Annotated in this window: 16 protein-coding genes and 1 pseudogene; 12 read left to right on the top strand and 5 right to left on the bottom strand. The window is 50.5% G+C overall.

The genetic code is table 11. The features are described from left to right. Positions 1–89: 89 nt before the first annotated feature. Positions 90–1,454, bottom strand: coding sequence for a nucleotide 5'-monophosphate nucleosidase PpnN (gene ppnN, locus ABZJ92_RS14615; RefSeq protein ID WP_000627982.1), 1,365 nt, complete (start codon positions 1,452–1,454; stop codon positions 90–92). A 111-nt stretch (positions 1,455–1,565) separates the two neighbouring features. Then, positions 1,566–2,414, bottom strand: coding sequence for an NADPH-dependent 7-cyano-7-deazaguanine reductase QueF (queF, locus tag ABZJ92_RS14610; protein WP_000100419.1), 849 nt, complete (start codon positions 2,412–2,414; stop codon positions 1,566–1,568). Positions 2,415–2,481: 67 nt separating this feature from the next. Between queF and syd the strand changes: the two genes are divergently transcribed. The 7 genes from syd to gudD all read left to right on the top strand — a co-directional run bounded on the left by syd (position 2,482) and on the right by gudD (position 9,716). After that, positions 2,482–3,027 carry a SecY-interacting protein gene (syd, locus tag ABZJ92_RS14605; RefSeq protein WP_000342432.1) on the top strand — a complete coding sequence of 182 codons (546 nt, stop codon included), beginning with the start codon at positions 2,482–2,484 and terminating at the stop codon, positions 3,025–3,027. A 621-nt stretch (positions 3,028–3,648) separates the two neighbouring features. Then, positions 3,649–3,978, top strand: a complete 330-nt coding sequence (locus ABZJ92_RS14600; RefSeq protein WP_000206987.1) for a YqcC family protein — start codon at positions 3,649–3,651, stop codon at positions 3,976–3,978. Next, positions 3,978–4,760, top strand: coding sequence for a tRNA pseudouridine(65) synthase TruC (gene truC / locus ABZJ92_RS14595; RefSeq protein ID WP_000890001.1), 783 nt, complete (start codon positions 3,978–3,980; stop codon positions 4,758–4,760). Before ABZJ92_RS14600 ends, truC begins: the two co-directional genes overlap by 1 nt. A 17-nt stretch (positions 4,761–4,777) precedes the next feature. Further along, a complete protein-coding gene (locus ABZJ92_RS14590; protein WP_000807753.1) occupies positions 4,778–5,227 on the top strand; it encodes a flavodoxin in 450 nt (149 codons plus the stop codon). 433 nt (positions 5,228–5,660) lie between these two features. Next, on the top strand, positions 5,661–7,013 hold the full coding sequence (gene gudP / locus ABZJ92_RS14585; protein WP_000097102.1) for a galactarate/glucarate/glycerate transporter GudP: 1,353 nt from the start codon (positions 5,661–5,663) through the stop codon (positions 7,011–7,013). 1 nt (position 7,014) lies between these two features. Continuing rightward, positions 7,015–8,355, top strand: a complete 1,341-nt coding sequence (locus tag ABZJ92_RS14580) for an enolase C-terminal domain-like protein (protein WP_000235403.1) — start codon at positions 7,015–7,017, stop codon at positions 8,353–8,355. A gap of 20 nt (positions 8,356–8,375) precedes the next feature. Continuing rightward, complete coding sequence (gene gudD / locus ABZJ92_RS14575) at positions 8,376–9,716, top strand: glucarate dehydratase (RefSeq protein ID WP_000098267.1); 1,341 nt, start codon at positions 8,376–8,378, stop codon at positions 9,714–9,716. A 231-nt stretch (positions 9,717–9,947) separates the two neighbouring features. Here gudD and barA read toward each other — a convergent pair whose 3' ends face one another. Then, on the bottom strand, positions 9,948–12,704 hold the full coding sequence (gene barA / locus ABZJ92_RS14570) for a two-component sensor histidine kinase BarA (RefSeq protein ID WP_000186422.1): 2,757 nt from the start codon (positions 12,702–12,704) through the stop codon (positions 9,948–9,950). 56 nt (positions 12,705–12,760) lie between these two features. Between barA and rlmD the strand changes: the two genes are divergently transcribed. The 5 genes from rlmD to eno all read left to right on the top strand — a co-directional run bounded on the left by rlmD (position 12,761) and on the right by eno (position 20,482). Further along, on the top strand, positions 12,761–14,062 hold the full coding sequence (rlmD, locus tag ABZJ92_RS14565) for a 23S rRNA (uracil(1939)-C(5))-methyltransferase RlmD (RefSeq protein WP_000046798.1): 1,302 nt from the start codon (positions 12,761–12,763) through the stop codon (positions 14,060–14,062). A gap of 47 nt (positions 14,063–14,109) precedes the next feature. Continuing rightward, complete coding sequence (gene relA / locus ABZJ92_RS14560; RefSeq protein WP_000226815.1) at positions 14,110–16,344, top strand: GTP diphosphokinase; 2,235 nt, start codon at positions 14,110–14,112, stop codon at positions 16,342–16,344. A gap of 95 nt (positions 16,345–16,439) precedes the next feature. Next, positions 16,440–17,231: a nucleoside triphosphate pyrophosphohydrolase gene (mazG, locus tag ABZJ92_RS14555; RefSeq protein ID WP_001071652.1), complete on the top strand. Its 792-nt coding sequence runs from the start codon at positions 16,440–16,442 to the stop codon at positions 17,229–17,231. Positions 17,232–17,458: 227 nt separating this feature from the next. Continuing rightward, positions 17,459–19,096 carry a glutamine hydrolyzing CTP synthase gene (gene pyrG / locus ABZJ92_RS14550; protein WP_000210878.1) on the top strand — a complete coding sequence of 546 codons (1,638 nt, stop codon included), beginning with the start codon at positions 17,459–17,461 and terminating at the stop codon, positions 19,094–19,096. 87 nt (positions 19,097–19,183) lie between these two features. Further along, a complete protein-coding gene (eno, locus tag ABZJ92_RS14545) occupies positions 19,184–20,482 on the top strand; it encodes a phosphopyruvate hydratase (protein WP_000036723.1) in 1,299 nt (432 codons plus the stop codon). Positions 20,483–20,541: 59 nt separating this feature from the next. Here eno and ABZJ92_RS14540 read toward each other — a convergent pair. Continuing rightward, positions 20,542–21,360 (bottom strand): annotated as a pseudogene (locus tag ABZJ92_RS14540) (TPM domain-containing protein). Further along, on the bottom strand, positions 21,353–21,409 hold the full coding sequence (locus ABZJ92_RS14535; protein WP_003032489.1) for an IS1 family transposase: 57 nt from the start codon (positions 21,407–21,409) through the stop codon (positions 21,353–21,355). The pseudogene ABZJ92_RS14540 and the gene ABZJ92_RS14535 overlap by 8 nt, the downstream one beginning before the upstream one ends. Position 21,410 lies beyond the last annotated feature (1 nt).

The following is a 21,410-nucleotide window of genomic DNA, read 5'->3' as shown; positions in this document are numbered from 1 at the left end:
AAACAAGTGAGCGTTTCCGGATTCTTACACAGCCACTGGATCGGTCAACTGATCCTTAACTGATCGGCATTACACCGGGGGAGGGGAGATTACGTGCAGATTTCGTAGCAAGGGATGTAGGCTGAGCCTGGCAACTTCATACGATGCTGGGCAACAAAACCCTGTAGCAGGTCGTCCATACGACGCATAATCTCTTTATCGCCGTTGATTTTGTAAGGACCAAACTCTTCAATGGCGCGAATACCGACTTCTTTTACGTTACCCGCCACAATACCGGAGAACGCACGGCGCAGGTCGGCAGCCAGCACTTCAACAGGTTGATCCGGGTAAAGCTTCAGATTAGCCATATTCTCGTGAGACGGCTCAAACGGCATTTGCAAATCTGGCGCAATGCGCATTGACCAGTTAAAGCTGTAGGCATCGCCTGTATCACGGCGATTTTCTTTCACCAGCGGCATCGATTTTTTCATCTGACGAGCGACTTCAGCGGCGTCATCAATGATGATGCGGTAATGGCGGCGCGCGTTTTCGCCCAGCGTATGTACGACAAACTCGTCCAGTACGCGGAAGTAGTCGGCGCTCTCTTTCGGGCCGGTGAGGATCAATGGTAAAACCTGATCTTTGTTGGCCGGGTTCATTAAAATTCCCAGCAAATACAGCAACTCTTCTGCCGTACCCACACCGCCAGGGAAGATAATGATGCCGTGAGCGATACGGACAAACGCTTCCAGACGTTTTTCGATATCCGGCATGATGATCAATTCGTTGACCAGTGGGTTAGGCGGTTCAGCGGCGATAATCGACGGCTCTGTCATACCAATAAAACGACTGTCTTTGTAACGCTGCTGCGCGTGTCCGACCGCAGCACCTTTCATCGGCGCTTCCATCGCTCCTGGACCACAGCCGGTGCAGATATTCAGCTCACGCAGGCCCAGCTGGTTCCCGACGCGACGGGCATACAAATACTCGTTTTCGTTAATTGAGTGACCGCCCCAGCAGACCACCATATTTGGCGCTTCACCCACATGCAGCGCGCGAGCGTTACGCAAGATGGAAAAGACCAGGTTAGTGATGTGGACGGAGTTGTCGAGATTCAGGTTGGGAAAACGAACGGTATGATGGATTTGCCCGTAAACGAAGAGAATGTCTCGCAGAACCGCGAACAAGTTGGCCTGCAAAGCGCGAATAATTCGCCCATCGACAAAAGCCTCTTCCGGGGGATTAATCAGTTCCAGCTTTACGCCGCGTTCACGGCGCAGGACGTTAATATCGAAATTTTCAAAACGAGACAGCAATTCTTTGCTGTTATCGGTCAAACTACCGGAGTTCAGTACGGCAAGTGAACAGTTGCGAAACAGTTGATAGAGGTCGCTGCTGGCGGTGCGTTTAAGCATATCCACTTCCAGCTGCGACAACATATCCATGGAGCCAAGCGGGCTAATATGTGTAATCAAGAAAAACTCCTTATGGGACGAATATCGTCATTCCCTTTGATTACAATAGCCCTGCCTGATGACCTTTCACAACCTTCTGCGTGAATCCAGCACGCAAAATTGAGAAAAAATTTATTGCCGAACCAGTCTTGTGGTCGATGGGACAAAATCGCTATTACTGCGCCACGGGTTAATGTCCAGACCGCCACGACGGGTATAACGTGCGTAAACGCTCAATTTCTCTGGCTGGCAGAAGCGTAACAGGTCATTAAAGATGCGTTCCACGCACTGTTCGTGGAACTCGTTGTGATGACGGAATGAGACCAGGTAACGCAGCAGTTTTTCTCTGTCAATTTGGCGTCCACGATACTGAATTTGGATCGAACCCCAATCTGGTTGATGGGTGATCAGGCAGTTTGATTTCAGCAGGTGGCTGACGAGCGTCTCTTCCACTACTTTTTCACCGCTGGTGGCATTCTCCAGATAGTCAGTAGTGAATTCATAGTTATCGATAGTGATATCCTTGTCATCAATGCAAGTGCCATTGAAATGACCTATCGGCTGGCCTTCCAGTTCATCAAGACGATATAACGCCACGCTAATCTTACCCTGAGCGCAAGTGCTTAAGTCGCGCTCCAGCGTCTGGCGCACCTCATCCCAGTTATTAAAACGCGTCTGGTTAAAACTGTTGAGATAGAGCTTAAAACTCTTCGACTCAATCAGATTTACGCTGGTGTAATCAAGTTCAACATGACCGACAGCGACCTGCGGCAAACCTTTCGCATTCAGCCAGGAAAGTTCATACAGCGTCCAGATATCCGTACCGTGAAAAGGCAGGTTATCCGCTTTCAGACCCAGCGGGTCGCGATTCAGGCTGCGTGGAACGCCTTGCAGTAGGCTGGCGTCATAGGTATCCCGGTAATCGGTTGATTTTCCAAGAGTCAGGCCCGCAAGTGCCTGATGGTTTGCATAAGAAGACATGTTTCACCGTCATAAACCAGATAAACTAAACGACAAGTGTATCTGGTTTAAGTGAAGAGAGAAATTAGTGGACGATTTGACCGCACAAGCCCTGAAAGATTTTACTGCACGCTACTGCGATGCGTGGCATGAAGAGCATAAAAGCTGGCCGTTAAGTGAGGAATTGTACGGTGTTCCTTCACCGTGCATTATTTCAACTACCGAAGATGCCGTATACTGGCAACCCCAGCCGTTTACCGGGGAACAAAATGTAAACGCGGTTGAACGCGCTTTTGATATTGTGATACAACCCACAATTCATACCTTTTATACGACTCAGTTTGCCGGGGATATGCACGCGCAGTTTGGCGATATCAAACTGACATTGCTGCAAACCTGGAGTGAAGACGACTTCCGTCGGGTGCAGGAAAATCTGATTGGTCATCTGGTGACTCAGAAAAGGCTAAAACTGCCGCCCACGCTATTTATCGCGACGCTGGAAGAAGAGTTAGAGGTCATCTCGGTGTGTAATCTCTCCGGTGAAGTGTGCAAAGAGACGCTGGGAACACGTAAACGGACGAATTTAGCCTCAAATCTTGCGGAATTCCTTAATCAACTTAAGCCTCTTCTGTAATCCAAATACCCCATCTGGTTGTGAGAGATCTCTTACAGACTCTGTAGGAGATCGCCAGGAAATAAGCGAATACTTAAAAAGATAAGAATCGTTATTTTCATTTAAAATCAAAATGTTGATTGTTAATTCTTAACTTTCATATGAAATTTTCCTTAAGGCATTGTCTGTAAGCGCCTTGTAAGACTTCGCGAAAAAGACGATTCTATCTTCGTCGACAGGGAGTCAGACAACGAAGTGAACATCAGGATGATGACACTTCTGCAGGACACACCAGGATGGTGTTTCAGGGAAAGGCTTCTGGATGAAGCGAAGAGGATGACGCAGGACGCGTTAAAGGACACCTCCAGGATGGAGAATGAGAACCGGTCAGGATGATTCGGTGGGTCAGGAAGGCCAGGGACACTTCAGGATGAAGTATCACATCGGGGTGGTGTGAGCAGGAAGCAATAGTTCAGGATGAACGATTGGCCGCAAGGCCAGAGGAAAAGTTGTCAAGGATGAGCAGGGAGCAACAAAAGTAGCTGGAATGCTGCGAAACGAACCGGGAGCACTGTGAATACAGTGCTCCCTTTTTTTATTCCTGCTATCCTTCGCGGCAGTTTTTCTTATTGAGGTTGCTTTATGACCACTCATGACCGCGTTCGTCTCCAGTTGCAGGCGCTTGAAGCGTTACTGCGTGAACATCAGCACTGGCGAAACGATGAACCCCAGCCGCATCAATTTAATAGTACCCAACCGTTCTTTATGGACACCATGGAACCACTGGAGTGGTTGCAGTGGGGGCTGATCCCGCGAATGCACGATTTGTTAAATAACAACCAGCCGTTACCGGGCGCTTTTGCTGTTGCACCCTATTATGAAATGGCGCTGGCGACGGACCATCCGCAACGCGCGCTTATTCTGGCTGAGTTGGAAAAACTGGATGCTCTTTTTGCGGATGATGCGAGCTAATGCTGGAAATACTCTATCAGGATGAATGGCTGGTTGCGGTAAATAAACCCTCCGGCTGGCTGGTTCACCGTAGCTGGCTGGATCGCGACGAGAAAGTAGTGGTCATGCAAACCGTGCGTGACCAGATAGGACAGCATGTTTTTACTGCTCATCGTCTGGACCGACCCACTTCTGGTGTGTTGTTGATGGGATTATCCAGCGAGGCCGGACGGCTGCTGGCACAACAGTTTGAACAGCACCAAATCCAGAAACGTTACCATGCGATTGTGCGCGGCTGGTTGATGGAAGAAGCGGTGTTGGATTATCCACTGGTGGAAGAACTGGACAAAATCGCTGATAAATTTGCCCGCGAAGATAAAGGCCCGCAGCCAGCAGTGACGCATTATCGCGGTCTGGCGACCGTAGAAATGCCGGTAGCGACCGGACGTTACCCGACCACGCGCTACGGCCTGGTGGAACTGGAGCCGAAAACCGGACGCAAACATCAGCTTCGACGACATCTTGCCCATTTGCGTCATCCGATTATTGGCGATAGCAAACATGGCGATTTACGCCAGAATCGCAGCGGTGCTGAGCATTTTGGCCTCCAGCGGTTAATGCTACATGCCAGTCAGTTGTCATTGACGCATCCTTTTACTGGCGAGCCGCTGACTATTCACGCGGGCCTGGACGACACCTGGATGCAGGCGTTATCACAATTTGGCTGGCGCGGTCTGCTTCCTGAAAATGAAAGGGTTGAGTTCAGTGCGCCATCGGGTCAGGATGGAGAGATAAGTTCCTAATCCAGGGAGAAAACGGTATGGCGGAAATTGGTATTTTTGTCGGCACCATGTACGGAAATTCGCTGTTAGTGGCGGAAGAAGCAGAAGCAATTCTGACCGCACAGGGCCACAAAGCAACGGTATTTGAAGATCCTGAATTAAGCGACTGGCTGCCCTATCAGGATAAGTATGTTCTGGTGGTTACGTCCACGACCGGGCAGGGCGACCTTCCTGATAGCATTGTGCCGCTCTTTCAGGGAATCAAAGATAGTCTGGGCTTCCAGCCGAATCTGCGTTATGGCGTGATTGCGCTCGGCGACAGCAGTTATGTAAATTTTTGCAATGGCGGCAAACAGTTCGATGCCTTGTTGCAGGAACAGAGCGCTCAGCGGGTTGGCGAAATGCTGTTGATTGACGCCAGTGAGAACCCGGAACCGGAAACGGAATCAAATCCGTGGGTCGAACAGTGGGGCACGCTGTTGTCCTGATATGTCAGCGAGCGGTAAATGTCGTTTTAGCGGTGCTGAATCGAATCTTTTCAGGCAAATGCCAGTAAAAACTGCTTCATAGCGCGGATTTTTACTGGCGTTTGCCTAGAGTCAAGCGATCCATTTCATACTCTTCTTTATTTCTTCGTTTTTACCCTTCCTTTCTTGTTCTTGTTTTCATTTCCGTGAAGTGGATTCCACCGTCCAGGGCTAATGCCAAAATCGGGCCTCATTGAACGCATTAATGTTGTGTTGTTGCACGGTGAGCCGCTATGGCGCGCTTTTTATACTGCTATTGCCAGATATAAACACGCGCCGTATTCGGCGAACGACCTATAAAAACGGCAAAAAACACCCTACGTCACCTCTGATTTCCTGGCGATGTCGCAGTCCAGAGTGAGCGTGGCTAACGCGAATTTTCAGGAGTGCAACAATGAGTTCTTTAAGTCAGGCTGCGAGCAGTGTGGAAAAACGCACGAATGCTCGTTACTGGATAGTGGTGATGTTGTTTATCGTCACATCCTTCAACTACGGCGACCGCGCTACGCTTTCTATTGCCGGTTCGGAAATGGCCAAAGATATCGGCCTTGATCCCGTGGGAATGGGCTATGTGTTCTCTGCCTTCTCATGGGCTTATGTTATCGGGCAGATCCCTGGTGGTTGGTTGCTGGATCGTTTTGGTTCAAAACGCGTCTACTTCTGGTCGATCTTTATCTGGTCGATGTTTACCTTGCTGCAAGGCTTCGTCGATATCTTTAGTGGATTCGGCATTATCGTTGCCCTGTTTACTCTGCGCTTCCTGGTCGGGCTTGCTGAAGCGCCATCTTTCCCCGGCAACAGTCGCATTGTTGCGGCCTGGTTTCCGGTGCAGGAAAGGGGAACGGCGGTGTCGATTTTTAACTCCGCTCAATACTTCGCAACGGTGATCTTCGCGCCGATTATGGGCTGGCTGACGCATGAAGTGGGCTGGTCACACGTCTTCTTCTTTATGGGCGGTCTGGGCATTGTCATCAGCTTTATCTGGTTGAAAGTCATCCACGAGCCAAATCAACATCCGGGGGTAAATCAGAAAGAGCTGGAGTATATCGCCGCGGGTGGCGCGCTGATCAATATGGATCAGCAAAGCACCAAAGTTAAAGTGCCGTTCAGCGTGAAGTGGGGGCAGATCAAACAGCTGCTCGGGTCACGGATGATGATCGGCGTTTATATCGGTCAGTACTGTATCAACGCCCTGACTTACTTTTTCATTACCTGGTTTCCGGTTTATCTGGTGCAGGCGCGTGGGATGTCGATTCTGAAAGCGGGCTTTGTGGCTTCCGTTCCGGCGGTTTGCGGTTTTATCGGCGGTGTGCTGGGTGGAATTATTTCCGACTGGCTGATGCGCCGCACGGGATCGCTGAACATTGCGCGTAAAACACCGATCGTAATGGGCATGTTGCTGTCGATGGTGATGGTGTTCTGCAACTACGTCAACGTTGAGTGGATGATCATCGGCTTTATGGCGCTGGCCTTCTTCGGTAAGGGCATCGGGGCGCTGGGTTGGGCAGTAATGGCAGATACCGCGCCAAAAGAGATCAGCGGTCTTTCCGGTGGCCTGTTCAACATGTTCGGTAACATTTCTGGCATCGTCACGCCAATCGCAATTGGTTATATCGTTGGCACGACTGGCTCGTTTAATGGGGCGCTGATTTATGTTGGTGTTCATGCCCTAATCGCGGTACTGAGCTACCTGGTGCTGGTGGGCGATATCAAGCGTATCGAGCTGAAACCTGTCGCGGGGCAATAAGATGGCGACACAATCCAGTCCTGTTATTACTGATATGAAAGTCATTCCGGTCGCCGGACATGACAGCATGTTGCTCAATATTGGTGGTGCGCATAACGCATACTTCACCCGCAATATCGTGGTACTCACCGATAACGCCGGGCATACCGGCATTGGTGAAGCGCCGGGCGGAGAGGTGATTTATCAAACACTGGTCGATGCTATTCCGATGGTTCTGGGCCAGGAAGTTGCGCGCCTGAATAAAGTGGTTCAGCAGGTACATAAAGGTAATCAGGCAGCCGATTTTGATACCTTTGGCAAAGGTGCCTGGACTTTTGAATTGCGCGTTAATGCCGTGGCGGCGCTGGAAGCCGCCTTGCTTGACCTGCTAGGTAAGGCGCTGAATGTTCCGGTCTGCGAACTGTTGGGGCCAGGCAAGCAACGCGAGACTATTACCGTCCTCGGTTATCTGTTTTATATAGGTGATCGGACCAAAACCGATCTTCCTTATCTGGAAAATACGCCGGGCAACCATGAGTGGTATCAGTTGCGCCATCAGAAAGCGATGAACAGCGAAGCCGTTGTGCGTCTGGCGGAAGCCTCACAGGATCGCTATGGCTTTAAAGATTTCAAACTTAAGGGCGGGGTGTTACCTGGCGAGCAAGAAATCGACACTGTTCGTGCATTGAAGAAAAGCTTCCCGGATGCGCGGATTACCGTTGATCCCAACGGTGCATGGCTGCTTGATGAAGCCATTTCTTTATGCAAAGGGCTGAATGATGTTCTTACCTATGCCGAAGATCCATGCGGCGCAGAACAGGGCTTCTCCGGACGTGAAGTGATGGCGGAGTTTCGACGGGCGACCGGCTTGCCCGTCGCGACTAACATGATCGCCACCAACTGGCGCGAAATGGGTCATGCGGTGATGCTCAATGCGGTAGATATTCCACTTGCCGATCCGCACTTCTGGACGCTTTCCGGTGCAGTCCGCGTGGCGCAGCTTTGCGACGACTGGGGGCTGACCTGGGGCTGCCATTCCAACAACCATTTCGATATCTCTCTGGCGATATTTACCCATGTGGGCGCGGCGGCACCGGGTAATCCTACCGCTATCGATACCCACTGGATTTGGCAGGAGGGCGATTGTCGCCTGACCAAAAATCCGCTGGAGATTAAAAACGGAAAAATTGCCGTTCCTGATGCGCCCGGTCTGGGCGTGGAACTGGACTGGGAACAGGTACAAAAGGCACATGAGGCCTATAAACGTCTGCCTTGCGGTGCGCGTAACGACGCAGGTCCGATGCAGTACCTGATCCCCGGCTGGACCTTTGACCGTAAACGTCCCGTTTTCGGCCGTCATTGATTCTGAAAAAGGACATAAATATGAGTTCTCAATTTACGACGCCTGTTGTTACTGAAATGCAGGTCATCCCGGTGGCGGGTCATGACAGTATGCTGATGAATCTGAGTGGTGCACACGCACCGTTCTTCACGCGTAATATTGTGATTATCAAAGATAATTCCGGTCACACTGGCGTAGGGGAAATTCCCGGCGGCGAGAAAATCCGTAAAACGCTGGAAGATGCGATTCCGCTGGTGGTAGGTAAAACGCTGGGTGAATACAAAAACGTTCTGACGCTGGTGCGTAATACTTTTGCCGATCGTGATGCTAGTGGGCGCGGTTTGCAGACATTTGATTTGCGTACCACTATTCATGTAGTTACCGGGATAGAAGCGGCAATGCTGGATCTGCTGGGGCAGCATCTGGGGGTAAACGTGGCATCGCTGCTGGGCGATGGTCAACAGCGTAGCGAAGTCGAAATGCTCGGTTATCTGTTCTTCGTCGGTAATCGCAAAGCCACACCTCTGCCGTATCAAAGCCAGCCGGATGACTCATGCGACTGGTATCGCCTGCGTCATGAAGAAGCGATGACGCCGGATGCGGTGGTGCGCCTGGCGGAAGCGGCGTATGAAAAATATGGCTTCAACGATTTCAAACTGAAAGGCGGTGTACTGGCCGGGGAAGAAGAAGCCGAGTCTATTGTGGCACTGGCGCAACGCTTCCCGCAGGCGCGTATTACGCTCGATCCTAACGGTGCCTGGTCGCTGAACGAAGCAATTAAAATTGGTAAATACCTGAAAGGTTCGCTGGCTTATGCAGAAGATCCGTGTGGTGCGGAGCAAGGTTTCTCCGGGCGTGAAGTGATGGCAGAGTTCCGTCGCGCGACTGGCCTGCCGACTGCAACCAATATGATCGCCACCGACTGGCGGCAGATGGGCCATACGCTCTCGTTACAATCCGTTGATATCCCGCTGGCGGATCCGCATTTCTGGACTATGCAAGGTTCGGTACGTGTGGCGCAAATGTGCCATGAATTTGGCCTGACCTGGGGTTCACACTCAAACAACCACTTCGATATTTCCCTGGCGATGTTTACCCATGTTGCCGCCGCTGCACCGGGTAAAATTACTGCTATTGATACGCACTGGATCTGGCAGGAAGGTAATCAGCGCCTGACCAAAGAACCGTTTGAGATCAAAGGCGGGCTGGTACAGGTGCCAGAAAAACCGGGGCTGGGTGTAGAAATCGATATGGATCAAGTGATGAAAGCCCATGAGCTGTATCAGAAACACGGGCTTGGCGCGCGTGACGATGCGATGGGAATGCAGTATCTGATTCCTGGCTGGACGTTCGATAACAAGCGCCCGTGCATGGTGCGTTAAGACAGAAAACCAAAACCGGCTCTATCTGGAGCCGGTTTGAGACTGATGCTAAACGCAAAATAGCCTGTTGTGCTATGTATCAGGTCTACATCATTTTTTAATTCATTGAATTTAATTGGTTTTGTAGGCCGGATAAGGCGTTAACGCCGCATCCGGCATAAACACAGGCACTTTGTCACCAATCTGAAACCAGCGTCATAAAAAGCCGATTGCTACTCGACAAGACGTCCGTTACCCGAGAATTTTGCTGGCTTCGCGCGCGACATTATCCATCTCGTCCAACAGTTCCAGCAGCTCCGGCTCCAAATCTTCTTCTTTAGTACCGCTACGTAGCTGTTGTTCGATCAGCTGGCAGAGATTCTTCATACGTGGTACGCCGCTATAGCCGCAACTGCCATGCAGTTTATGAATCAAATCAACCAGGCCTTCCGGGTTTTCTCCAGCCAGCTGTTCCTCAACTTTGTTGCGAACTTCAGGCAGGAAATCGAGTAACATTTGCAGCATATCGCGCGCTAAATCGGTTTTTCCTGCTGCCTGGCGTAGTGCCAGTTGCCAGTCGAGGGTCGCATTCGGGTTCACCACAATTTCGTTGACTTCGGGCGTCACGACGCGAGACGAAATACCGCTGCCAGGCTTGTAGCGCAACAACAAATTATGCAATCGCTCTTCTTCAATCGGTTTCGCCAGATAATCGCTCATCCCTGCGCCAAGCAGCTTCTCTTTTTGCCCGGCCATTGCATGCGCCGTTACCGCGATAACCGGCGTTTGTCGCTGATGCGGGAGTTGGTGGATGAGTTCGCAGGCCCGAATGCCATCCATGTCCGGCATTTGAATATCCATTAAGATCAAATCGAACGGCATCTGTTTCGCCCGTTCAACTGCCTGATGCCCGCTATCGCAAAGTTCCACATGTTGCACCATATCTTCCAGCAATGCGCCGATAAGTTTCAGGTTAGCGGGGTTGTCATCAACCGCCATGACTGTCATTGCCAGCTTACTTTCATCGGTTACAGGCAAAAGCGTGTTTTGTTTGTGATGACAAAATTCCGTCAGGGCAGGCAACAGGCGCGTAGGTGTTAATGGTTTCAGCAGACACGCGCCGATACCATCTTGCTTGAGTTTTTCAGCATTAACTTGTGCATGGCAAGGAAGTGCCAGCATCAGGAAATCGGTCATCGATACCGCTTTCGCTAATCGCTCATGTTGCATTGTTAGCGGCTCGCGGAAGGTCACCGCGATGCCTAACAACATCATGTCGTAATGCGCGGGAGGCAGCGCGGAGAACGTTGGGCTATAAACCACTTCCAGCGGCGTTTCACTTAAAATATCCAGCGTGCATTGCGCTGCTGCGGAGTTTGGTTCGACATAGGCCAGGCGCTTACCTGCGAGGCACTGGATGGATGGCCCTTCGATAATAATGTTCGGGTTCAGATCGAGATTAATGTGGAACCAGAAAGTTGAACCGCGATTCGGCTGGCTATGGAACGAAATATCGCCGCCCATTTCATTAACCAGTTTTTGTGTAATCACCAGCCCCAGCCCGGTGCCACCATGACGGCGGGAAATACTGGCATCAGCCTGTCGGAAGGCCTGGAATAAGCGCGATTGATCGCGTTCAGGAATACCAATGCCGGTATCCCGAATCTGCACTTCAATCTGCACTTTGGTATTACTCAGCGCACGTTTTTCTACCAGAATATCAATGTTGCCATTCTCGGTGAATTTAATTGCATTCCCCACCAGGTTAGTGATGATTTGCTGTAATCGCAGTGGGTCGCCGATCACGTTATCAGGCACGTCGCTTTTAATATTGAGCGTCAGTTCCAACCCTTTATCGTGAGAAGAATGTGCCAGCAGAGTAACGACTTCATCCAGCGTGCTGCGTAGTGGGAATGGAATACTTTCCAGAATCAGCTTACCTGCTTCCAGTTTCGAGAAGTCGAGAACATCATTAATAATTGCCAGCAAATTATTTGCCGAACGTTCAATCGTATTCAGGTGATCGCGCTGCGTTGGTGTTAATTCTGTTTTCAGCGTCAGGCGGGTAAAGCCAATAACACCATTCAGTGGTGTACGCAGCTCGTGTGACATATTTGCCAGAAACTCGGATTTAATACGCGCCGCTTCCTGGGCGCGCTTTTTCGCCAGATCCAACTCAACGTTCTGAATTTCCATCTGCTCCAGCGTTTCACGCAGATCGGACGTCGCCTGGTCGATATTGTGCTGCATCTCTTCGTGATAAGCAGCCAGCGACATTGCCATCGAGTTGATACCGTTTTTCAGCATATCCAGCTCGCCGAGCATAAATCCTTCCACCCGGCTGTCGAGTTGCCCGCGACGGATGCGGTCGACGGTATTCACCATGTTGCGAATCGGACCGGTTACATCGCGCATTAAGCGCCAGCCAAAAATAAGCGCAATACCGATACAAAACAGCATCATCACGCAGGAAATAAAGATCTCTTTATATTGCTGCAAGCGAACCGATTTAAGATCCAGCTCAAGCGCAATATATCCCAACATATTTTGACTATTTTTGGCATCGCTACTGGGCGATTCGTCGGGGGAGTAACTCTCAGAAATAATCGGCGTGCGGAGGATCATAATATCGCCGTCACGAGTGACAGTGAGCTGGCGAGGAAACGGCACGTTGCTGCCGAGCTGCATTGATGAGGGATCAAGATGAAAATTGGAGGTGACAAAGAGTCGGTTATTTTCATCATAAACCGAAATCGCGCGAACAATATCGGAATGGCGACGATGCAGTACGCTTATTAACTGACCGATAGATTCGCGATTTTGCAGGCTCATGCCATATTCAGTAGAAACTGCAAGCGGCTCAATAATGCTAGCACCGGCATCTTCCAGTTGACGCTGCAAGTCGTTATAGCGATGCACGACGAAAAAGATACTCAGCAATAAACCAATAAGGACGGTCGGTGCCAGGATCAGAATCATCATGCGTGCGCGCAGGCTGTAGTTGGTCATGGAGTTCCGTTATGGGACAATTAAGGTCACACTGTTAAATTGAGAAAGTCTCGCCAATGGCGCAATTCTACTCTGCAAAACGACGCACGACGACGCGTCAGATCATAACCGTTTCAGTCAACGACCTCGACTCTTTTGGTCAGGGCGTGGCGCGACATAACGGCAAAACGTTATTTATCCCCGGATTATTGCCGCAGGAAAACGCGGAAGTTGCTGTTACTGAAGATAAAAAACAGTATGCCCGCGCTAAAGTCGTACGCCGGTTAAGCGATAGCCCGGAACGCGAAACGCCACGCTGTCCTCATTTTGGCGTATGCGGCGGCTGTCAGCAACAACACGCCAGCGTGGATTTACAGCAGCGAAGCAAAAGTGCGGCACTCGCCCGATTAATGAAACACGATGTCTCTGAAGTGATCGCCGATGTTCCCTGGGGCTATCGCCGCCGCGCGCGTTTAAGTCTGAACTACTTACCGAAAACACAGCAACTTCAGATGGGGTTTCGCAAAGCGGGCTCCAGTGACATTGTCGACGTCAAACAATGCCCCATTTTAGCGCCCCAACTTGAAGCATTGCTGCCCAAAGTCAGGGCATGTCTGGGCAGCTTACAAGCTATGCGCCATCTTGGTCATGTTGAACTGGTACAGGCAACCAGCGGCACGCTGATGATTTTGCGCCATACCGCACCGCTAAGTTCGGCAGATCGCGAAAAACTGGAACGCTTTTCGCATTCTGAAGGCCTGGATCTGTATCTCGCCCCCGATAGTGAGATACTCGAAACCGTCTCTGGTGAGATGCCCTGGTATGACTCAAACGGGTTGCGCTTAACTTTTAGCCCGCGCGATTTTATTCAGGTCAATGCGGGTGTGAACCAAAAAATGGTAGCGCGTGCGTTGGAATGGCTGGATGTGCAACCTGAAGATCGCGTACTGGATCTGTTCTGCGGTATGGGCAACTTTACACTGCCATTGGCGACACAAGCTGCCAGTGTGGTCGGTGTAGAAGGTGTTCCTGCGCTGGTGGAAAAAGGCCAGCAGAATGCGCGTCTTAATGGCTTACAGAATGTGACGTTTTATCACGAAAATCTTGAAGAAGATGTCACAAAGCAGCCGTGGGCGAAAAACGGCTTCGATAAAGTGTTGCTGGACCCGGCGCGAGCAGGTGCCGCAGGTGTTATGCAGCAAATTATAAAACTGGAACCTATTCGTATAGTTTATGTATCCTGTAACCCTGCAACGCTGGCTCGGGATAGCGAAGCGTTATTAAAAGCAGGATATACCATTGCGCGACTGGCGATGCTGGATATGTTCCCACACACGGGACATCTGGAATCGATGGTACTTTTCTCGCGCGTTAAATAGTTACGATTTGCCGATTTCGGCAGGTCTGGTCCCTAAAGGAGAGGACGATGGTTGCGGTAAGAAGTGCACATATCAATAAGGCTGGTGAATTTGATCCGGAAAAATGGATCGCAAGTCTGGGTATTACCAGCCAGAAGTCGTGTGAGTGCTTAGCCGAAACCTGGGCGTATTGTCTGCAACAGACGCAGGGGCATCCGGATGCCAGTCTGTTATTGTGGCGTGGTGTTGAGATGGTGGAGATCCTCTCGACATTAAGTATGGACATTGACACGCTGCGGGCGGCGCTGCTGTTCCCTCTGGCTGATGCCAACGTAGTCAGCGAAGATGTGCTGCGTGAGAGCGTCGGTAAGTCGGTTGTTAACCTTATTCACGGCGTGCGTGATATGGCGGCGATCCGCCAGCTGAAAGCGACGCACACTGATTCTGTTTCCTCCGAACAGGTCGATAACGTTCGCCGGATGTTATTGGCGATGGTCGATGATTTTCGCTGCGTAGTCATCAAACTGGCGGAGCGTATTGCTCATCTGCGCGAAGTAAAAGATGCGCCGGAAGATGAACGTGTACTGGCGGCAAAAGAGTGCACCAATATCTACGCGCCGTTGGCGAACCGTCTTGGGATTGGGCAACTGAAATGGGAGCTGGAAGATTACTGCTTCCGTTATCTCCACCCGACCGAATACAAACGCATCGCAAAACTGCTGCATGAACGCCGTCTCGACCGCGAACACTATATCGAAGAGTTTGTCGGCCATCTGCGCGCTGAGATGAAAGCTGAAGGCGTTAAAGCTGAAGTGTATGGTCGTCCGAAACACATCTACAGCATCTGGCGCAAAATGCAGAAAAAGAACCTCGCCTTCGATGAGCTGTTTGATGTGCGTGCGGTACGTATTGTCGCCGAGCGTTTACAGGATTGTTATGCCGCACTGGGGATAGTGCACACTCACTATCGCCACCTGCCGGATGAGTTTGACGATTACGTCGCTAACCCGAAACCAAACGGTTATCAGTCTATTCATACCGTGGTTCTGGGGCCGGGTGGAAAAACCGTTGAGATCCAAATCCGCACCAAACAGATGCATGAAGATGCGGAGTTGGGTGTTGCTGCGCACTGGAAATATAAAGAGGGCGCGGCAGCTGGCGGCGCACGTTCGGGACATGAAGACCGGATTGCCTGGCTGCGTAAACTGATTGCGTGGCAGGAAGAGATGGCTGATTCCGGCGAAATGCTCGACGAAGTACGTAGTCAGGTGTTTGACGACCGGGTGTATGTCTTTACGCCGAAAGGTGATGTCGTTGATTTGCCTGCGGGATCAACGCCGCTGGACTTCGCTTACCACATCCACAGTGATGTCGGACACCGCTGCATCGGGGCAAAAATTGGCGGGCGCATTGTGCCGTTCACCTACCAGCTGCAAATGGGCGACCAGATTGAAATTATCACCCAGAAACAGCCGAACCCCAGCCGTGACTGGTTAAACCCAAACCTCGGTTACGTCACAACCAGCCGTGGGCGTTCGAAAATTCACGCCTGGTTCCGTAAACAGGACCGTGACAAAAACATTCTGGCTGGGCGGCAAATCCTTGACGACGAGCTGGAACATCTGGGGATCAGCCTGAAAGAAGCAGAAAAACATCTGCTGCCGCGTTACAACTTCAATGATGTCGACGAGTTGCTGGCGGCGATTGGTGGCGGGGATATCCGTCTCAATCAGATGGTGAACTTCCTGCAATCGCAATTTAATAAGCCGAGTGCCGAAGAGCAGGACGCCGCCGCGCTGAAACAGCTTCAGCAAAAAAGCTACACACCGCAAAACCGCAGTAAAGATAACGGTCGTGTGGTGGTTGAAGGTGTTGGTAACCTGATGCACCACATCGCGCGCTGCTGCCAGCCGATTCCTGGAGATGAGATTGTCGGCTTCATTACCCAGGGACGCGGTATTTCAGTACACCGCGCCGATTGCGAACAACTGGCGGAACTGCGCTCCCATGCGCCAGAACGCATTGTTGACGCGGTATGGGGTGAGAGCTACTCCGCCGGATATTCGCTGGTGGTCCGCGTGGTGGCTAATGATCGTAGTGGGTTGTTACGTGATATCACGACCATTCTCGCCAACGAGAAGGTGAACGTGCTTGGCGTTGCCAGCCGTAGCGACACCAAACAGCAACTGGCGACCATCGACATGACCATTGAGATTTACAACCTGCAAGTGCTGGGGCGCGTGCTGGGTAAACTCAACCAGGTGCCGGATGTTATCGACGCGCGTCGGTTGCACGGGAGTTAGTCTTACATAGCTGGATATGGCGTCAGCCGTATCCAGCGATATCTTTTACTCGAAGGTATTACACCTGACAGACCCGCAATTTTCAGGACAATTCAATGAATCAAATCGACCGTTTGCTCACTATTATGCAGCGCCTGCGCGATCCGGAAAACGGCTGCCCGTGGGATAAAGAGCAGACATTTGCCACCATTGCGCCTTACACCCTTGAAGAAACCTACGAAGTGCTGGACGCCATCGCCCGTGAAGATTTTGACGATCTTCGCGGTGAACTGGGCGATCTGCTATTCCAGGTGGTGTTTTACGCGCAAATGGCTCAGGAAGAAGGGCGCTTTGACTTTAATGATATTTGCGCTGCTATTAGCGATAAATTAGAGCGTCGCCATCCGCATGTTTTTGCTGATAGTTCTGCCGAAAACAGTAGTGAAGTGCTTGCCCGTTGGGAGCAAATCAAAACCGAAGAGCGCGCGCAGAAAGCGCAGCATTCGGCGCTGGACGATATTCCTCGTAGTTTACCGGCTTTAATGCGGGCGCAAAAAATCCAGAAACGTTGCGCCAACGTTGGCTTCGACTGGACGACGCTTGGCCCGGTGGTTGATAAAGTCTACGAAGAGATCGACGAGGTGATGTACGAGGCGCGGCAGGCTGTTGTCGACCAGGCTAAACTGGAGGAGGAAATGGGGGACCTGCTGTTTGCCACGGTTAATCTGGCTCGCCATTTAGGGACGAAAGCAGAAATCGCATTGCAAAAAGTGAACGAAAAATTCGAGCGTCGTTTTCGCGAAGTGGAGCGTATTGTTGCCGCGCGTGGACTGGAAATGACAGGTGTTGACCTCGAAACAATGGAAGAAGTCTGGCAACAGGTAAAACGGCAGGAAATTGATCTCTAAGGGAATTACGCGGTCAAGCGCCATTTGTGTCATTTTTTAAATGACAAGCGCTTGATTTGCGTCAAAAACATTTACCCCAAAGGGGCTATTTTCTCACTCCTGATTTCAATAGTGCGCTGGCGAAGAGGAGGGATAATGAAAGTTTGTGGCACAGGTCATGTTCGGGTATACTGCTTTCCCGTCTTGGTTATTCCATCGTCTTTTCAACCTAACTTCTCAGGTTCAGCATGACAACGAACTATATTTTTGTGACCGGCGGGGTCGTATCCTCTCTGGGTAAAGGCATTGCCGCAGCCTCCCTCGCAGCCATTCTTGAAGCCCGTGGCCTCAATGTGACCATCATGAAACTGGATCCTTACATCAACGTCGATCCAGGTACTATGAGCCCAATCCAACACGGGGAAGTGTTCGTTACTGAAGACGGCGCTGAAACCGACTTGGACCTGGGGCACTACGAGCGTTTCATTCGTACCAAAATGAGCCGCCGCAACAACTTCACCACGGGTCGTATCTACTCTGACGTTCTGCGTAAAGAACGCCGCGGTGACTACCTCGGCGCAACCGTGCAGGTTATTCCGCACATCACTAACGCAATCAAAGAGCGCGTGCTGGAAGGTGGCGAAGGTCATGACGTAGTACTGGTAGAAATCGGCGGTACAGTAGGTGATATCGAATCCTTGCCGTTCCTCGAAGCTATTCGCCAGATGGCTGTTGAAATTGGCCGTGAGCACACTCTGTTTATGCACCTGACGCTGGTGCCGTACATGGCAGCGTCTGGTGAAGTCAAAACCAAACCGACTCAGCACTCTGTAAAAGAGCTGCTCTCCATCGGTATCCAGCCTGACATCCTGATTTGTCGTTCAGATCGCGCTGTACCGGCGAACGAACGTGCGAAGATTGCATTGTTCTGTAATGTTCCGGAAAAAGCGGTTATTTCTCTGAAAGACGTCGATTCCATCTATAAAATTCCGGGCCTGTTGAAATCTCAGGGGCTGGACGATTATATTTGTAAACGATTCAGCTTAAACTGCCCGGAAGCAAATCTGTCCGAATGGGAACAGGTTATCTTCGAAGAAGCGAATCCGGTAAGTGAAGTCACCATCGGTATGGTCGGCAAGTACATTGAACTGCCGGATGCTTATAAATCAGTGATCGAAGCACTGAAACACGGTGGGCTGAAGAATCGTGTCAGCGTCAACATCAAACTGATCGATTCACAAGATGTTGAAACGCGCGGCGTTGAAATCCTTAAAGGTCTGGACGCAATCCTCGTACCTGGCGGTTTCGGCTATCGTGGCGTAGAAGGCATGATTACGACCGCGCGTTTTGCGCGTGAGAACAATATTCCTTATCTGGGCATTTGCCTGGGTATGCAGGTGGCGTTAATTGATTACGCTCGCCATGTTGCCAACATGGAGAACGCCAACTCTACAGAATTTGTGCCAGACTGTAAGTACCCGGTTGTGGCGCTGATTACCGAGTGGCGCGATGAAAACGGCAACGTTGAAGTTCGTAGCGAGAAGAGCGATCTCGGCGGTACCATGCGTCTCGGCGCACAGCAGTGCCAGTTGGTTGACGATAGCCTGGTTCGCCAGCTATACAATGCGCCGACAATTGTTGAGCGTCATCGTCACCGTTACGAAGTCAACAACATGCTGTTGAAACAGATTGAAGATGCAGGTCTGCGCGTTGCGGGCCGTTCCGGGGATGATCAGTTGGTCGAGATCATCGAAGTTCCGAATCACCCGTGGTTCGTGGCTTGCCAGTTCCATCCGGAGTTTACTTCTACTCCACGTGATGGTCACCCGCTGTTTGCAGGCTTTGTGAAAGCCGCCAGCGAGTTCCAGAAACGTCAGGCGAAGTAAGTAAAAAAGTTAGAACGGCAACGCGTACCTTGGGTACGCGTTGTTTGTCTGGAGTTTCAGTTTAACTAGTGACTTGAGGAAAACCTAATGTCCAAAATCGTAAAAATCATCGGTCGTGAAATCATCGACTCCCGTGGTAACCCGACTGTTGAAGCCGAAGTACATCTGGAGGGTGGTTTCGTCGGTATGGCAGCTGCTCCGTCAGGTGCTTCTACTGGTTCCCGTGAAGCTCTGGAACTGCGCGATGGCGACAAATCCCGTTTCCTGGGTAAAGGCGTAACCAAAGCTGTTGCTGCGGTAAACGGCCCGATCGCTCAGGCGCTGATTGGCAAAGATGCTAAAGATCAGGCTGGCATTGACAAGATCATGATCGACCTGGACGGCACCGAAAACAAATCCAAATTCGGCGCGAACGCAATCCTGGCTGTATCTCTGGCTAACGCCAAAGCTGCTGCAGCTGCTAAAGGTATGCCGCTGTACGAGCACATCGCTGAACTGAACGGCACTCCGGGCAAATACTCCATGCCGGTTCCGATGATGAACATCATCAACGGTGGTGAGCACGCTGACAACAACGTTGATATCCAGGAATTCATGATTCAGCCGGTTGGCGCGAAAACTGTGAAAGAAGCCATCCGCATGGGTTCTGAAGTTTTCCATCACCTGGCAAAAGTTCTGAAAGCGAAAGGCATGAACACTGCTGTTGGTGACGAAGGTGGCTATGCGCCGAACCTGGGTTCCAACGCTGAAGCTCTGGCTGTTATCGCTGAAGCTGTTAAAGCTGCTGGTTATGAACTGGGCAAAGACATCACTCTGGCGATGGACTGCGCAGCTTCTGAATTCTACAAAGATGGTAAATACGTTCTGGCTGGCGAAGGCAACAAAGCGTTCACCTCTGAAGAATTCACTCACTTCCTGGAAGAACTGACCAAACAGTACCCGATCGTTTCTATCGAAGACGGTCTGGACGAATCTGACTGGGACGGTTTCGCATACCAGACCAAAGTTCTGGGCGACAAAATCCAGCTGGTTGGTGACGACCTGTTCGTAACCAACACCAAGATCCTGAAAGAAGGTATCGAAAAAGGTATCGCTAACTCCATCCTGATCAAATTCAACCAGATCGGTTCTCTGACCGAAACTCTGGCTGCAATCAAGATGGCGAAAGATGCTGGCTACACTGCAGTTATCTCTCACCGTTCTGGTGAAACTGAAGATGCTACCATCGCTGATCTGGCTGTTGGTACTGCTGCAGGCCAGATCAAAACTGGTTCTATGAGCCGTTCTGACCGTGTTGCTAAATACAACCAGCTGATTCGTATCGAAGAAGCTCTGGGCGAAAAAGCACCGTACAACGGTCGTAAAGAGATCAAAGGCCAGGCATAAGTCTGACTTTATCTGATTTGATAATGCCAGCCTTCGGGCTGGCATTTTTTATGGTGGAGTTACCAGCGGCCGGATGCGCCGCCACTTGAGCCTCCAGCGGAACCGCTGTTGTCTGAATGATAACTTCTACCAGATGCTCTTTTCTGAAGTACACATAAACAGGTAAAGACCATAAATATGGTGAAAGTAAAAAAGAAGGAAAATACAGCAATGGAAAAAGTTTTATCGGAGAACAGGAATAAATCTAAAAGATGGATTGCTGAAATACAGACTCCACTTTTACATGCGCGACAAAAATTACTGCCTTGATGAAAAAACCAGAAAGGGAAGAACATCACTGCAAATACCCAAAAAATAGCAAAGTAATAATGATCAGTGGAAGACGTTGATTCACTTTCTGAAGGATTAGCCGGATATTGGTGTTGTGAAGTGAGTTGGTTATTCAAAGCGATTATAGCTAACTCTAATCCCTTAGCTAATTTTTGTTGTTTAAATGCGGGTATCATGTTGCTACGGATGATATCTCCAGCCAGAGCATCGGTTACCTTTTCTTCCAGCCCATAACCTACCTGGATGCGGACAGTGCGATCCGACTAGGCAACAACGATCAGTATCCCATCATTACGTTTGGCATCTCCTAAACGCCAATTGTCAAAAACTCTTGTAGCATATTGTTCAATTGTCTCATCTTTGGTTGTGGAAACAATTAATACAGCAATTTGCACTTGGGTATTATTGAAAATAGATTCTAACTTGTGCGTCAGTTCTTTCTTTTCTTGTGAGTTTAAGCTACTCGTAAGACCCGTAACTTGTTGCTGTAATTGTGGGACAATAGTTGGTTGGGCTGCAACAAAGGGTAATGACTCCAACTTACTGATAGTGTTTTATGTTCAGATAATGCCCGATGACCTTGTCATGCAGCTCCACC

It is taken from the genome of Shigella sp. FJ200513 (assembly GCF_040495915.1).
Taxonomy (GTDB): domain Bacteria; phylum Pseudomonadota; class Gammaproteobacteria; order Enterobacterales; family Enterobacteriaceae; genus ECMA0423.
Note: the sequence above shows the minus strand (reverse complement) of the source record. Positions and strands in the feature narration are given on the sequence as shown.